The organism is Duganella sp. BJB476 (assembly GCF_003416895.1).
Classification (GTDB): domain Bacteria; phylum Pseudomonadota; class Gammaproteobacteria; order Burkholderiales; family Burkholderiaceae_D; genus Rugamonas.
In genome coordinates this window covers 460,351-474,944 of sequence record NZ_QVIO01000003.1, presented here as the reverse complement: position 1 = coordinate 474,944, position 14,594 = coordinate 460,351, and the positions used below count along the sequence as shown (strand labels likewise).

Here is a 14,594-nt window from a genome sequence, read left to right as displayed (position 1 = left end):
TCAATCCCACTTGCGCATCAGCCGTTCCAGCTCGCCGTTTTTTTCAAGCTGGAACAGGGCGCGCTCCAGCCGCTCGTTGATGAAGGCCGCGAGTTTTTTGCTGGTCACGAAATACAGTTTGGCGCTGTACATCACTTGCGGCAGGATGCGTACCTTGTCGGCGGTGCCGGTGCGCACCAGCAGCCGTTGCAGGCCGGGGCCGCGGTGGAAGAACAGGCGGCCTCGGCCGGCAATCAACTTTTGCAGATTCATTTGCGGGCTGGTGGAATTGGCATCGACTTCGATGCCGCCCATTTCTGCCAGGATGTCGCCGGCAGCGAAGCCGCGATTGATCAAGACGATATTGTCGGGCGCCAGGCGGCGCACGTCGTCCCACTGGGTGATATTGATCGTGTCCTGGACGCGCACAATGAAGTGGTAGTCGATGCTGTACAGCGCCGGCCCGAGGAAATGAAAGCGCTGTTCACGCTCGGCGGTGCGCTGCATGGCGCACTGCACGTCCTGCTGGCCGGTCTCCAGTTCCGAGTAGGCGCGTATCAGCGGCTTCCAGCGCTGTTCGCCGACGAATTGCAGCGTGGGTTCGATCTGTTCGACGGCGCGCATGATATCAACGCATAGTCCGACCACGTGGTCCTTGCCGTCGGCGACGAACTTGGGTTCCGTACCCTCTTGCGCGGCGGTGCGTAGCACGATGGCATGGACAGGCAGGCTGGCCGATAGCACAAGCGCGCAGCACGCCGCGCTGAGCAGCCGGCCCCACTTGCTTTGCTGTCCCGCCATCTGTCTTTCTCCATATCGCATTGAGCACTGTTTGATGACAAGCTTACACCAGTATCGCCTTGGCGTCTCATGGGCATAGGCGAACAAATTGATAGCCGCCGCGCAGCGCGCCGGCGATGATTTCCATGCCGGCCAGATGCTGGCCTTGCGCGAAGCCGCATTTGCGCAGCACGCGCGCCGAGGCGAGATTGTCATCGGTGACGTAGGCCAGCAGGCAGCGCAGCTGCCATTGCTGGTCCGCCAGCGCGATCAGGTGGCGCAGCGCGCGCGTGGCCAGGCCCTTGCCCGTCTGGTCGCTGGCGATGCGATAACCGGCTTCGGCGCTGGCCGCGTGGCGGTCGATGTCCTTCAGGTTGGCGCGTCCGACGATGCGGCCTTGCGCGTTCAGCATGACGCAGGGATGCCAGGTTCCGTTGATGTAGCCGTCCAGGTATTGTTCGATATGCAGCTGCACGCCTTGTGGCGTATAGAACTCCTGCGCGCGCGGTGCGATGTGCTGTTCGAACCAGGCGCGGTTCTCCAGTTCGAATTGCAGCAGCGGCGCGGCGTCTTCAGGTTGCAGGGTTCTGATGAGAATGTCGTTCATGTCGTCTCCAAAAAATCCTTCGAGCTGGCGACCAGCGCCGCGCAAGCCAGCGTGGCCATGCCCGCCGCCGTCAGCGCCGGAACGATGCCGTAGTGCGCGGCCAACAGTCCCCACGCCGCGCTGCCGGCGGTCTGACCTGCGGCGATCGCCAGGATGTGCACTGACAGCGTGCGGGCGCGCACCGCGTCGGGAAAGGCTTTCTGCGCCGCGCCGTTGAGCGTGGTGACGATGGCCGACCACGCCACGCCGCCGATCACCACCAGCAGCAGGCGCAGCGGCTGCGAGGCGGCCAGGCCGATGGTGGCCAGCATGGCGCCGTAGACCGCCAGTCCGCCGGCCAGCACCATGCGCCTGGCCGCATGGCGGCGCACGGCCGGTAAGACGACGGCGGCCAGCACCGCGCCGGCGCCCAGCGCCCCCATCAGCGATCCGTAGGTGCCGGCGTCGCGGTGCAGCAGCGGCAGCAGCGCCGCGAACGCCGCCGACACGAAGAAGATGCCCATCCCATGCAGCAGCAGCGATCGATAGCGGGGCGAGGCGCAGCTGATGCGCAGCGCGCTGCCTACGCTGTGGCGGCGTACGGCGGCCATCTTCGCGCGCGGCCGTTCGGCCGATCGCCATTGCCGGTAGATCCACAGCAGCGCGCTGAAGGACAGCGCGTTGAACAGATACAGCGGACCGGCTCCCGCCAGCTGGAACAGCACCGCGCCCAGCGCGGGACCGGCCAGCGCCGCTAGGTTGTAGCTTAGATTGTTCAGCGTGGCGGCGGCCTCCACTTCCTGCAACGGCACCAGCGAGGACATCGAGGCCTGCCAGGCCGGCATCGTGAACGCCATGCCTGCGCCCATGGCAAAGGTCAGCAGCAGCAAGGCCGGCACCGGCTGGTTGCCGCCGTAGGCCAGCAGCGCCATCGCGACGGCGGCCAGCGCCATCACGGCGTTGGTGCGGAACAGCAGCGTAGGCCGGTGCAGCGTATCGGCCAGCGCGCCGGCGGGCAGGGCGAACAGCAGCATCGGCGCCCAGGTCGCTGTCTGCACCAGTGCCGTCAGCTGCGGCGAATGCGACAGCGAAGCGATCTGCCACGCCGCTGCGAACGCCTGCATCCGGCTGCCCAGGTTGGACAGCAGATTGGCCAGCCACAGCTGGCGAAAGCGCGCATGGCGCAGCGGCTGAAAAATGGAGGCGGCGTAGGGAGGCGATTGCATGGCTGAAGTCTAGAAGTGCAGCGCCGGGCGGGTCAATCTTGATTCCTGCAATCGACATTACAATACGAACATGAACAAAGACCTGTCCGCAACCGAGGCGGCGCGCATCCTCGGCGTCAGCCTCGCCACCTTGTACTCCTACGTCAGCCGCGGCTTGCTGACGCCGAGCAGCGCGCAGGCCGAGCGCCGCAAACGCTATCCGCACGACGAGGTGCTGCGGCTGGCGGCGCGCAAGGCCGATGGCAAGCGGGGAGGACACAAAGTCGCCGCCGCGATGAACTGGGGCACGCCGGTGCTGGAGACGCGCATCTCGCGCATCGCCGACGGCCGCCTGCACTATCGCGGCCACGACGTGCTGACGCTGGCCGCGAACGCCACGCTGGAGCAGGTGGCCTGCCTGTTGTGGGACGATGGCGGCCATGACTACTTTGCCGCAGCCGCCGTCCAGGCCGCGCTGCCCGCGCATGCGCTCGCGCCGATCGCCGCCATCGCGACGGCCTGCGCCCAGCTGCCGTCCATGCCACCGTTGGAAGCGGCGATGTGCATGCTGCCGGTGCACGCGCAAGCCATCCCTGCGCAGCCGGACGATGTCCACGGCCGCTTCGCCGCCGGCGCCGCCTTGATGCGCTTGCTGGCCGGTCTGCTGCTGAAGCGCGCGCCTGATGCGGCGCCGCTGCACCTGCAAGTTGCGCAAGCCTGGCAGGCCGACGCCGCGCAGGCCGAATGGATACGCGCGGCGCTGGTGCTGCTGGCGGACCATGAATTGAATGCGTCCACTTTCACCGTGCGTTGCGTCGCCTCGACCGGCGCCAGCCAGGCTGCCGCAATCAGTGCCGGCCTGGCCGCCTTGTCCGGCGCGCAGCACGGCGGCGGCAGCACGCTGATCCGCGCCATGCTGGAAGCGGCGATGGCGTCGGATAATCCGGAGGAGGGCGTCGCCGCCTGGTTCGACGGCCGCGATCCCAGCCTGTTCGGTTTCTCACACCCCCTGTACCCGCAAGGCGATCCGCGCGGCGCTTATCTGCTGGAGCGCATGGCGCAGTGGCCGCAAGCCCATGCCCTGCTGGCGATTGGCGAACACGTCGCCGCCAGGCTGGGTATGCCGGCCAACGCCGACTTCGCGCTGGCGGCCATGAGTATCGTGTGTGGATGGCCGTCGGCGGCGGGAGAAATCCTGTTCGCGCTGGCCCGTTCGGCCGGCTGGATCGCGCAGGCCGCGGAGCAGGTTGCCGACGGCGGCATGATACGTCCGCGTGCCCGCTACGTGGGACGATTCCAGACGGAATAAAAGCTTCCCGAGGGAAGCTTTTGAGAGTTAATGCTTAAACTTCAATGGCACCAAGGTATCTGGTACCGTACCAGCGCCTAGCTTGGCCCGTTGCATGGGCGCTTGCGCACCGGAACGTTTCAGTGTTGTAGGGATCGGCGCCACCACCAGCTTGGTTTCGCCGATAAAGAACAATGTCTTTCCGTCGGGACTGATGGTGCCGAGCGGCCATGGCGCGCAGTAGGTATCGCCGTTGCACGTCGGCGCATCGTCCAGGTCGAAGTAGCCGAGTATTGGCAGATTTGTTTCCGTGACCAGTTTGGTGCTGGTGTCGAAGACGTAGATCCGTTGGCTTGTGCCATAGTACGCCAGTACATACAAACGCATGCCATCCGGCGAAAAGACTGCCGCGTGGCTGCCAAAGAATTGATCGGGCACGGAATTCCCGATCAGGTTGAAGTCTTTGTCCCACACAATGTTCGTCATGCCGCTGGAGATGCGCTCGCCATGCAGGCTTTGCGCGCCTGAGTACCAATAGCCGATCCCTGCGCCGTTGCTCTTGACTAGTTGATCGTTGGTGTCCATGTACAACATGGAATTTTGGCTATCGTTGGACTGATAGCCGAGTAGCAGGCGGCTGCCGTCTCCCGACATGCTGAGGTTAGCGTTCGATCCCGGGTAGAAGTTTAGAATGGGCATGGTTATCCCGCCATACTGATGGTTGACCAGATCAAAATACGCCAGGCCCCCCAGGCTGCCTCCGGAACCTTGGAAGAAAGCCTTGCCGTTGTTTGCCATCACCAGCGTCGGACTCGAATTGGAGTTGTAGCCGTCAATGCTGGGTCCTGGGTAATAAGCATTGTCGCGCACCACGCCGGCAGGGACCGGGTAGCTGTTTTGTACCGCCAGAGTGACGGGGTCGAACAGTACGATCTTGCCGCTGGTGGCGGTGGCGACGATCGATGCGCCGTCGGGTGACAGCGCCACCGATTCAATGGTTGGCAGCGCTGCCGCCGTGGTAGTCCATGCGCCTCCCGCGTAAGCGAAACGCATGACCGAACCCAGTGTCTTGTTGGCCGTGTAAACAGACTGCCGTTCGGCGTCGTAGACTATGCCGCCCTTGACGCCTGCGGTTGCGATGGCTTTGTAGGCGTAGCTCGTTGAGGGCACGACCTTAATGCTCGCCTTTCCTGTGTCGACGCCTAGCGCGTTGGCGATGCTGAAAGTGGCGCTGCCCGAGGCAGCTGCACCTACCTGCAGCAGCAGCTGAGTGTCGCTGACGCGGGTAATGCTGTTGACCTGGGCGCCGTTCACTTGCAGCGCCTGGCCCAGGTCCGTCACGCTGTCGAAGCCGCTTCCACGCAGGATCACCGGTCCACCCTCGTTGGGCAGGCGCAAGTGTGGGCTGGCGTAGTTTACTGCCGGAAGGTTTTTGCTTAACGTGAAGCCGACTGTGGTGGGCGGCACCTTTCCACTGGTCGAGCTAATGGTGATATTTGCTTTGTAGGTGCCGCTATTTGGCAGTTGTAGCATGGCAGGTACGTCCAGCACGACTTGCAGCGCGGTGCTGCCGGTGGTGCCACTGGCATTGGCCAATTTGAGCCAGTCGGCGCTGCTGCTTGCATTCCATCCTTGTGCCGGCAGATTAGGTAAGTCGACTTTCAGCACGCTGGTTTGCGTCGTTTTATCGGTAGTCGGGCCAACCGTGAAGGTAGTGTTGCCCGAGATGGACCAGCTGGCGGAGCCTACGCTGAGCGTCACCGGCAGGGTCAGTGGGGTGGTCAGATAGCCCGAGCGCAGCACCACTTGTGCGTAGTAGGTGCCCGCCGGGAGGTCTGCCGCGGAAACATTCAACGTATAACTCCGGTCGCCCGATTTGACCACTGACAGCCAGCCCTTGCCGTCACCGTAATAGGACGCTTCGGCGCTCAGCTCATTGGTCCACGAGGGCAGGGTGACGTTGAAGCGCTTGCTGGCAGCGACCCCGCCGGCGGTGGCGGTAAAGCTGAAATTGCTGGTGTCGCTACTCAGTTGAGTCTGCGTATTGCCGTCGGACCCGACGTTGTACTTGACGGGCACGTCAATGGTGCGTCCTGGCGTGCTGATTGTCAGGGCGCCGCTATAAGAGCCCGGCGGTAGCGGTTTCGTTGTCAGCTTGACGCTACCGGTGCCCGTGGTGGACGCACTCATCCAGGGTGCCGTCGTTGTGGCAGCGAAGTTCGAAATGCCCGGCGGCAGCTGGACGCTGACCTCGCCGCTGGCAGTGGCGCCGCTGAGCACTGCGAGCGACAGTGATGACGGGCTGACGGACATGCCTTTATGGACGGTGACAGTGTAGGGTACATTCTGCGGTGAGCCGGTGAAGTGGTGCGCGCATTTGTCGTCGGCGCAGGCGAACAGTTGCAACGTGCCCTTGTATTCACCGGCAGCAAGGGTGGTTTTGGGATAGACGGTAAACTTAAGCTGGGTGCCGACGATCTCCTGGCTTACATGATCGATAGCCGTGCCGAGGTCAAGGGCGCCGGTGTAGACGTTGGCAGTGGTCGAGCCGGAGGCATTGCCCAATACCACCTGCGCATTGATGTAGCCGCGTTCATCGCCTTCAAAGCGTAATTCGCTGCGATTGATGGATACGCTGAAGCCGGGTGCGGGATCGTTGCCGCCTTCGCCTTCGCCTCCGCCGTTGCCGCTGTTAGTGCTGGCGCCACCGCCACCACCACCGCAGCCGCTGAGGAATAAACAGGCCGCAAGGCTGACTATCAGTGTCGCTTTGCTGCCGCTTAATTTGATGATCATCTGAATACAATCCCGAGTAGAAGAATGGAATAATTTTTATTGTCAATTTTGGAACAGTGCACGTAAAAAAAAAGCTTCCTCGCGGAAGCTTGATTTTTTTTACTGCTAGAATTCGGTGGTAGGCCGTGCGGGATTCGAACCTGCGACCAACGGATTAAAAGTCCGCTGCTCTACCAGCTGAGCTAACGACCCCCGAAAGAGGCCGTATTATATACAGCCTGCAGGGAACTGCAAAGGGTTTTGTGAAAACAATTTATCCCCTTCCTATTTCATCCCCAGCGCCGCTGTCACCTTCAGCACTTCATCCGCCGTGGTCACGCCTTCCTGTACTTTCATCGCGCCGGCGATGCGCAGCGGCTTCATGCCGTCGGCTACGCTCTGGCGGCGCAGCGCCTGGATGTCGGTCTGCTCGCGCACCATGTCGCTGAAGCCTGCGGTCACCGTCAGCAGCTCGTAGATGCCGGTGCGGCCGCGATAGCCGGTCTGCCGGCATTCGGGACAACCCACCGCGCGATACACCGTGGTCGGCTTGGGCAAGTCCCAGGCGCCGCCTATGCTGTGCCAGATGTCGTCGGTCAGTTCGCCGTCGTCCTTCTTGCACTCGATGCACAGCGTGCGCACCAGGCGCTGCGCCATGATGCCGATCAGCGTCGCCTCCAGCAGGTAGTAGGGCACGCCCAGTTCCAGCAGGCGCATCACGGCCGACGGCGCGTCGTTGGTGTGCAGGGTCGACAGCACCAGGTGGCCGGTCAGCGCGGCCTGGATCGCCATCTCGGCGGTGGCCAGGTCGCGGATCTCGCCGACCATGATGATGTCCGGATCTTGCCGCATCAGCGCGCGCACGCCGTCGGCGAACGACAGGTCGATGCCCGGCTGCACCTGCATCTGGTTGAAGGCCGGCTCCACCATCTCGATCGGGTCTTCCACCGTGCAGACGTTGACCTCCGACGTGGCCAGCGCCTTCAGCGTGGTGTACAGGGTGGTGGTCTTGCCCGAGCCGGTCGGCCCCGTCACCAGGATGATGCCGTGCGGACGCGCGGTCAGCTCGTCCCAGCGCTGCGCGTCGTCGACCGGGAAGCCCAGTTCCGGCAAGGTCTTCACCACCACGTCGGGATCGAAGATACGCATCACCAGTTTTTCGCCGAAGGCGGTCGGCAGCGTCGACAAACGCAGTTCGATTTCCTGGCCGCCGGCGGTGCGGGTCTTGATGCGGCCGTCCTGCGGGCGGCGCTTCTCGATCACGTCCATGCGTCCCAGCAGCTTGATGCGCGCGGTCATGGCGATCATCACCACCGCCGGCACCTGGTACACCTGGTGTAGCACGCCGTCGATGCGGAAGCGGATCGCCGCCATGTCGCGCTTGGGTTCCAGGTGGATGTCGGAGGCGCGCTGCTCGAACGCGTACTGCCACAACCAGTCGACGATGTTGATCACATGCTGGTCGTTGGCGTCGACCTGCTTGTTGGTCTTGCCCATCTCGACCAACTGCTCGAAGTTGTTGCGCAGCGCCAGGTCGTTGGTGTTGTTCTTGTTGGCCTTCTTGATCGACTTGGCCAGGCTGAAGAATTGCGTGGTGTATTGCGCGATGTCGAGCGGGTTGGCGATCACGCGGCGTATCGTGCGGCGCGAGATCTTGGCGATCTCCGCTTCCCACTCGACCGCGTAGGGATCGGCGGTGGCCACCACCAGTGTGTCGCCGTTCAGCTCCAGCGGCAGGATGTTGAAGCGTGCCGCGTAGCTGGCCGACATCACGTCGGCCACGCGGGTGAAGTCTATCTTCAGCGGATCGATGCGGGTGAAGGCCAGGCCGGTGCGCGCCGCCAGCCATTCGCACAGCGCGTCCAGCGTCAGCAGCTTGTGCGGCGGCAGCGCCGATAGCAGCTTGCCATGCGCCACCGCGCACAGCGGATGCATGGGGCCGATCGCGTTCTTCAGGATGCCCTGGCTTTGCGCGTACAGTTCCTTGACTTCGGCTTTGCGTATCATGCCGTCGGCCAGCAGCCAGGTGTAGATCTGCTGCAGATCGAGCGGCGCCGGTTTGCCGGCGGGACTGATGCTAGGTGCGGACGTTGCGGACATCGTGCCACTTTCAAAAGTCGGCAGCGGAACGGCCCGCTGCCGCATTGCCTGTGCTTACTTTGCTGCGATGCCCTTGACCCAGGTCTTGGCCGGCAGCTTGGTGTCGGTGGTGATCTGCGCGGCGCGTGCGGCCAGCGCCTCCAGGTCGATCGCGCGCTTGCGCTTGAAGGCGATCGCCACCACGTTACCATCATGTACCTGCGGCAGGCAAATGACTTGCTCGAACGCGAACTTGATGGCCTTGATGTTGCGCGCGTAGCTGGGATGGTCGCCGAACAGGTTGACCGTCATGATGCCGTCGTCGGCCAGGCAGGCGTTGCAGGACTGGTAGAACTCGGCGCTGTCGAGCACCGGGCCGCGCGCGGTGGCGTCGTACAGGTCCACTTGCAGCACGTCCAGCGTGCCGGCGTTGGCTACCTCATTGACGTAGTCGAGGGCGTCCATTTCCATCACGCGCAGGCGCTCGTCGTTGTCCGGCAGCTTGAACATCGAGGCGCAGATGGCGATCACCGACGGGTTCAGCTCGACCGCCGTGACGGCGGCTTCGGGGAAGGTGGTGTAGCAGTATTTTGTCAGCGTGGCCGTGCCCAGGCCCAGTTGGGCGATCTGCGCCGGTTTTTCCAGCCACAGCATCCAGGCCATCATCTGTTGCGCGTATTCCAGCTCCGGCCAGTTCGGCTTGCGGATGCGCATCGCGCCCTGGACCCACTCGGTGCCGAAATGCAGGTAGCGCACGCCATCCTGCTCCGACAGCGTCACCGGCGCATATCTTGGCTTGCGGGTGGGGGCCGACGCAGGCCGGGAGGATTCTACTTGTTCGATGGATTTTCGTTTGATCAGCATGGCATGGGAGGGGCGACAGAGGTGAACCGGCATTATCCCGCGATGCCTTGCAGCAAAGCAAGCCTGAAAACGACACTGCCGGTCATCGGACCGGCAGTGCTGGGGGAGTGGCGGGGGATTAACGCTGCATCGGCTCGACGACCACGCGCAGGCGCACGCGCTCGCCCGGATCATAGGACATCACGCTGGTGTAGTTGCGGCCGCGATAGTCGTAGGTGACTTCATAGCCGGAGGTGCGCGATTCCCAGTGGTCGACGGTGCGGCACTGTTTCACTTGCTGTTCCTGGGTGCCGCCGCTGGACGGGGTGTTGGCGTTGTCGATGCGGTCGCCTGCAACGGCGCCGGCGATGGCGCCTGCCGCGGTGGCGACCGAGCGGCCGGTGCCGCCGCCGACCTGGTTACCGGCCAGGCCGCCGATCAGGCCGCCGATGATGGCGCCGCCCACGCCGCGCGATGGCGCCGGCTGCTGGACCTGCACGTACTCGGTGCGGCATTCCTGGCGTGGACGGTTGATTTGCTCCACTTGCGGGGTCACACGAACCACACGGCCGAAATCTTCAAAGTCGGCAGCTTGAGCTTGAGCAGCGAAAGGCAGGGCGCCTACGCACAGTACGGATGCGATCAATTTGGCTTGCAAGTTCATTTGGTACCTCGTTTCAGTTTGGATGTCTTATCAGGGATTCTGATATTGCATGGTTTGTATGGTAATCCGGGATGCGGGCTGCAACTAGTGCTAAACAGGTATCTGTGGCAACAAATTGTAACAGTGGTCACGAAACCGCGTCGCCCGGCCAAAAGTGGGAAATGTGCCGATTTGACCCCTAAAACACTTACAAAATGTTCTGTTTTTAACAAATATTGCGTGGGCCATCACATTCGTGTTGATCTAGGAGGAACAACACGTTACCCTAATATGCGTATGGGATTCGAGAAACATATTGAATCAGCCATGGCGAACGCAGACCAGTTTGCCGTGTAAAGTGGACAGGTGCTCAAATTATTTACTCTTTAATTCACAAAATAGGCACGCTCGACAGTAAAGTGGACACACCGTACATACCAGGTCAAATTGAGGGAAACATGAGTTTGCTAATGACCGTGCCGCCCAACCTCGTGCAATCGATCCGCGCCTTCCGCGTGGTCGAACTGCAAGAAGAAGCGGCCCGCCTCGGACATCACTTCCTGTACGCGCATTGCATCGCCGGCGCGACCAAGCAGCAAGTCCTGGGCATCATTGCGGAATCGTTTCAGTTCCCCAAGGGTATAGGCAAGAATTTCGATGGTTTGCGGACAACATTGACCGAAACCATGGCCGGCGCCGGCACCCAGGAGGGTTTCCTGGTGGTGCTGGAGCAATTGCCCAATACCCAGAAATTTGACAAGGAAGCACGGGAAACCCTGCTGGATGTCTTCCGCGACGCTGCCGATTACTGGGCCGACAAAAAAGTCCCGTTCCGGGTATTTTACTCCTTCGAGTAAGCCGGAGCCGTCTCCCACGCCAGCGTGGGGGCGGGTGTTCTGCGCCCCGTAGCGCCCTGCTGCATTGCAACAAATCTTGTTCAGTTGTAGTCCCGACTGCCTGAACAAGGTACAATGTCGGCCTATGAAAAACATCGTCATCCTGATTTCCGGTCGCGGCAGCAACATGGAAGCGGTCGTCCGCGCGGCGCAAGCCGAGCGCTGGCCCGCCCGTATTGCCGCCGTCATCAGCAACCGCGCCGACGCCTCCGGGCTGGTATTCGCTGCTGAACATGGAATCCCGACGGCTATTGTTGCCAATAAAGACTATGCCAGCCGCGCCGAGTTCGACGCGGCCCTGCAAACCGTGATCGACGGCTTCCAGCCCGATCTGGTGGTGCTGGCAGGTTTCATGCGGATTTTGACGGAGCAGTTTGTCGCGCATTACGCCGGCCGCATGCTCAACATCCATCCATCGCTGCTGCCGCTGTTCCCCGGCCTGGCGACACATGCGCAGGCGCTGGCCGCCGGCGTGGCAGAGCATGGGGCGACGGTGCATTTCGTGACGGCCGAACTCGATCACGGACCGATGGTGGCGCAAGCCGCCGTGTCCGTGTTGCCCGACGATACGGTTGAAACCCTGTCCGCCCGCGTGCTGGAACAGGAGCATGTCATTTACCCGCGTGCGATACGCTGGTTTGTAGAAGACAGGTTGACGATAGCGCAGGGCGCGGTCCACGTGGACCACACAAAGTAAAACTAACCAAGGAATTCCATGAGATTGCCACCAGCGATACTCGCCAACGCCGAAGAAGTGTTGCGCGAGATTTTGCGCTTTGCCGCGCCGGCCGACACCACCCTGTCGCGCTATTTCAAAGACCACCATCGCCTGGGCGGCCGTGAGCGCGGCGCCATCGCCGAGTGCATCTACAACGTGCTGCGCAACAAATCGTTTTATACCGATTTCTCCGAAGCGGGCGGCGGCGCCACCATGCGTCGCTTGACCTTGCTGGGCATGGCGGACGCGGTCGGCGTGGAATCGCTGGGCGGCCTGACCGAGGACGAAGTATCCTGGGTCGAACGCATCCTGCAAATCGACCGCAAGGTGATGCACAAGTCGAGCCGCTCGAACATGCCGAAGTGGCTGTTCGACAAGCTGGTCGAGCAGATGGGCGAAGAAGAAACGCTGGCGCTGGCCGACGGCATGAACTCGCCGGCGCCGCTGGACCTGCGCGTCAACGCCATGAAGGCGACCCGCGACGACGTCGCCGCCAAGCTGGCCGAAGCGCCGATCCGCAGCACGCCGACGCCGTTCGCGCCGCTGGGCCTGCGCGTGCTGCAAAAGCCTGCGCTGCAAAACCTGCCGCTGTTCAAGGACGGCCATATCGAAGTGCAGGACGAGGGCAGCCAGATCCTGTCGGCCATCGTCGGCGCCAAGCGCGGCGAGATGGTGGTGGACTTCTGCGCCGGCGCCGGCGGCAAGACGCTGGCACTGGGCGCGACCATGCGCAACACCGGCCGCCTGTATGCCTTCGACGTGTCCGAGAAGCGCCTGGCCAAGCTGAAGCCGCGCCTGGCGCGCAGCGGCCTGTCCAACGTGCATCCGGTGCAGATCGCGCACGAACGCGACGCCAAGATCAAGCGCCTGGCCGGCAAGATCGACCGCGTGCTGGTCGATGCGCCATGCTCGGGCCTGGGTACCCTGCGCCGCAACCCTGACGTCAAATGGCGCCAGCAGCCGAGCGCGATCGGCGAATTGCAAGTCAAGCAGGCCGCCATCCTGGCCGGCGCCGCGCGCCTGCTGAAGGGCGGCGGCCGCCTGGTCTACGCCACCTGCAGCTTCCTGGACGACGAGAACGAATTCATCGCCAAGCAATTCCTGGACACCCATCCGGACTTCGAGCTGGTGCCGATGACCAAGGTGCTGGCTGAACAGCGCATCGAGCTGGAGATGGGCGACTATCTGAAGCTGCTGCCGCACAAGCACCAGACCGACGGCTTCTTCGCCGCCGTGTTCGAGCGCAAGCCGATGGTCAAGAAAGTCATCGTCAAGGATGAAGAGGAAGCCGCCGACGAGTAATCGGCCGCACGCCTCATCGCAAAAGGCCGGGCTTCCGGCCTTTTTTACGTTAATCTACATACCTCAGCCATCACACCCAGCGCTATGACCCAACAACAGCCCCTGCTCAATCTGATCGACGACCTGACCGGCGACCTGCAAGATCCCAGCCGACTGTGGCAGATCGCCGCCATCGTCGGTTCCGTGATCCTGGGCTGGGGCCTGGCGCGGCTGCTGAAGAAGCGCTTTGGCCGCCAGGATACGCACGGCCGCATGATGCGCTTCGGCGTCGAGAGCTTCGGCCGCGTGATGGCGCCGCTGGCCGTGGTCTGCCTGCTGGCCTTGTCGCGCGTGGCATTGGCCAAGTATCAATTCCACGTCAACCTGATCAAGGTGGCCTTGCCCATCTTCGGTTCGCTGGTCGTGATCCGCTTTACCGTCTACCTGCTGCGCCGCGTGTTTGCGCGCCACGGCCAGATCAGCGCCACCATGCTGGCATTCGAGAAAGTGTTCCAGTTGCTGGTGTGGCTGGCGTTCGTGCTGTATATCACCGGCCTGTACCAGGAAGTGTTCGACTTCATGGACGGCACCATCCTGCCACTGGGTAAATACAAGGTGTCGCTGGCCGACATCCTGCAGGCCACTGTCTCGGTGATCGTGCTGCTGATGCTGGCGATGTGGGCCGGCGCCGCGCTGGAAGAGCAGCTGATGAAAGTGCAGGGCATGCATTCCAACCTGCGCGTGGTGGTGGCGCGCACGGCGCGCGCGCTGCTGATCCTGGTGGCTGTGCTGATGAGCTTGTCGCTGGTGGGCATTGACCTGACCGTGCTGTCGGTGTTCGGCGGCGCGCTGGGCGTCGGCCTGGGTTTGGGCTTGCAGAAGATCGCCAGCAACTACGTGTCCGGCTTCGTGATCCTGCTGGATCGCAGCCTGACCATCGGCGACATGATCACGGTCGATAAATACAGCGGCCGTGTGACGCAGATCAACACCCGTTACACCGTGCTGCAAGGCCTGGATGGTGTCGAGTCCATCGTGCCGAACGAGATGCTGGTGTCGGGCGCGGTGCAGAATTCCTCGCTGTCGAGCAGCATGCTGTGGATAGCGACCAAGGTGTCGGTGGCATATGACACCGATGTCGACACCGTGCTCAAGCTGCTGGAAGAGGCCGCGCTGACAGTGGACCGCGTGCTGAAGGAAGACAAGCTGCCGTCGGCGCAGCTGCTGAGCTTTGGCGCGGACGGCCTGGATCTGCAACTGGGTTTCTGGATCAACGATCCGCAGAACGGCCGCGGCGGCGTGACCTCGGACGTCAACCGCGCGATCTGGCGCGCGCTGAAGGCCAACAATATTTCCGTGCCGTTCCCGCAGCGGGAAATGCGCATTCTCGGCCCGGTGCCTGAGCAAATGGCCGCCCAGGAAAGCAAGACCGTGCCACAGAAATCGTCAGTGACTACGGGAAATCCTTCCGCTAATCACGTTTAAATCAGCGTACAATAACGTCCAAAAGTACGACTGACG

General features: G+C 62.7%; 12 protein-coding genes and 1 tRNA gene. 5 read left to right on the top strand and 8 right to left on the bottom strand.

The features are described 5' to 3' along the window. The 3 genes from D0T21_RS15505 to D0T21_RS15495 all read right to left on the bottom strand — a co-directional run bounded on the left by D0T21_RS15505 (nucleotide 1) and on the right by D0T21_RS15495 (nucleotide 2,571). Nucleotides 1-780, bottom strand: coding sequence for an ABC transporter substrate-binding protein (locus D0T21_RS15505; protein ID WP_116990500.1), 780 nt, complete (start codon nucleotides 778-780; stop codon nucleotides 1-3). Between the two features lie 67 nt (nucleotides 781-847). Next, nucleotides 848-1,366 carry a GNAT family N-acetyltransferase gene (locus D0T21_RS15500; protein ID WP_116990499.1) on the bottom strand — a complete coding sequence of 173 codons (519 nt, stop codon included), beginning with the start codon at nucleotides 1,364-1,366 and terminating at the stop codon, nucleotides 848-850. Then, on the bottom strand, nucleotides 1,363-2,571 hold the full coding sequence (locus D0T21_RS15495; RefSeq protein ID WP_116990498.1) for an MFS transporter: 1,209 nt from the start codon (nucleotides 2,569-2,571) through the stop codon (nucleotides 1,363-1,365). The genes D0T21_RS15500 and D0T21_RS15495 overlap by 4 nt, the downstream gene beginning before the upstream one ends. A 70-nt stretch (nucleotides 2,572-2,641) precedes the next feature. On the opposite strand from D0T21_RS15495, the gene D0T21_RS15490 reads away from it, so the two are divergent. Further along, nucleotides 2,642-3,859 (top strand): citrate synthase family protein, encoded by a 1,218-nt coding sequence (locus D0T21_RS15490; RefSeq protein ID WP_116990497.1) that lies wholly within the window; start codon nucleotides 2,642-2,644, stop codon nucleotides 3,857-3,859. A gap of 27 nt (nucleotides 3,860-3,886) precedes the next feature. On the opposite strand, the gene D0T21_RS15485 is transcribed toward D0T21_RS15490, so the two are convergent. The 5 genes from D0T21_RS15485 to D0T21_RS15465 form a co-directional block, all read right to left on the bottom strand. After that, nucleotides 3,887-6,634, bottom strand: coding sequence for a hypothetical protein (locus D0T21_RS15485; protein ID WP_116990496.1), 2,748 nt, complete (start codon nucleotides 6,632-6,634; stop codon nucleotides 3,887-3,889). Between the two features lie 116 nt (nucleotides 6,635-6,750). After that, nucleotides 6,751-6,826: transfer RNA gene (locus tag D0T21_RS15480), tRNA-Lys, on the bottom strand. A gap of 72 nt (nucleotides 6,827-6,898) precedes the next feature. Further along, nucleotides 6,899-8,713 carry a GspE/PulE family protein gene (locus tag D0T21_RS15475; protein WP_116990495.1) on the bottom strand — a complete coding sequence of 605 codons (1,815 nt, stop codon included), beginning with the start codon at nucleotides 8,711-8,713 and terminating at the stop codon, nucleotides 6,899-6,901. Between the two features lie 54 nt (nucleotides 8,714-8,767). Then, a complete protein-coding gene (locus D0T21_RS15470) occupies nucleotides 8,768-9,556 on the bottom strand; it encodes a spermidine synthase (protein WP_116990494.1) in 789 nt (262 codons plus the stop codon). A gap of 118 nt (nucleotides 9,557-9,674) precedes the next feature. Further along, a complete protein-coding gene (locus tag D0T21_RS15465; RefSeq protein WP_116990493.1) occupies nucleotides 9,675-10,199 on the bottom strand; it encodes a glycine zipper 2TM domain-containing protein in 525 nt (174 codons plus the stop codon). Nucleotides 10,200-10,636: 437 nt separating this feature from the next. Here D0T21_RS15465 and D0T21_RS15460 point away from each other — a divergent pair, with 437 nt between their 5' ends. From D0T21_RS15460 to D0T21_RS15445, 4 genes are all read left to right on the top strand, one after another. Next, nucleotides 10,637-11,035 (top strand): barstar family protein, encoded by a 399-nt coding sequence (locus D0T21_RS15460; protein WP_116990492.1) that lies wholly within the window; start codon nucleotides 10,637-10,639, stop codon nucleotides 11,033-11,035. Between the two features lie 124 nt (nucleotides 11,036-11,159). Continuing rightward, a complete protein-coding gene (gene purN / locus D0T21_RS15455; RefSeq protein ID WP_116990491.1) occupies nucleotides 11,160-11,771 on the top strand; it encodes a phosphoribosylglycinamide formyltransferase in 612 nt (203 codons plus the stop codon). An 18-nt stretch (nucleotides 11,772-11,789) separates the two neighbouring features. Further along, entirely contained in the window at nucleotides 11,790-13,094 is a 1,305-nt protein-coding gene (locus tag D0T21_RS15450; protein WP_116990490.1) for an RsmB/NOP family class I SAM-dependent RNA methyltransferase, read from the top strand. A gap of 84 nt (nucleotides 13,095-13,178) precedes the next feature. Continuing rightward, nucleotides 13,179-14,558: a mechanosensitive ion channel family protein gene (locus D0T21_RS15445; protein WP_116990489.1), complete on the top strand. Its 1,380-nt coding sequence runs from the start codon at nucleotides 13,179-13,181 to the stop codon at nucleotides 14,556-14,558. Nucleotides 14,559-14,594: the final 36 nt, after the last annotated feature.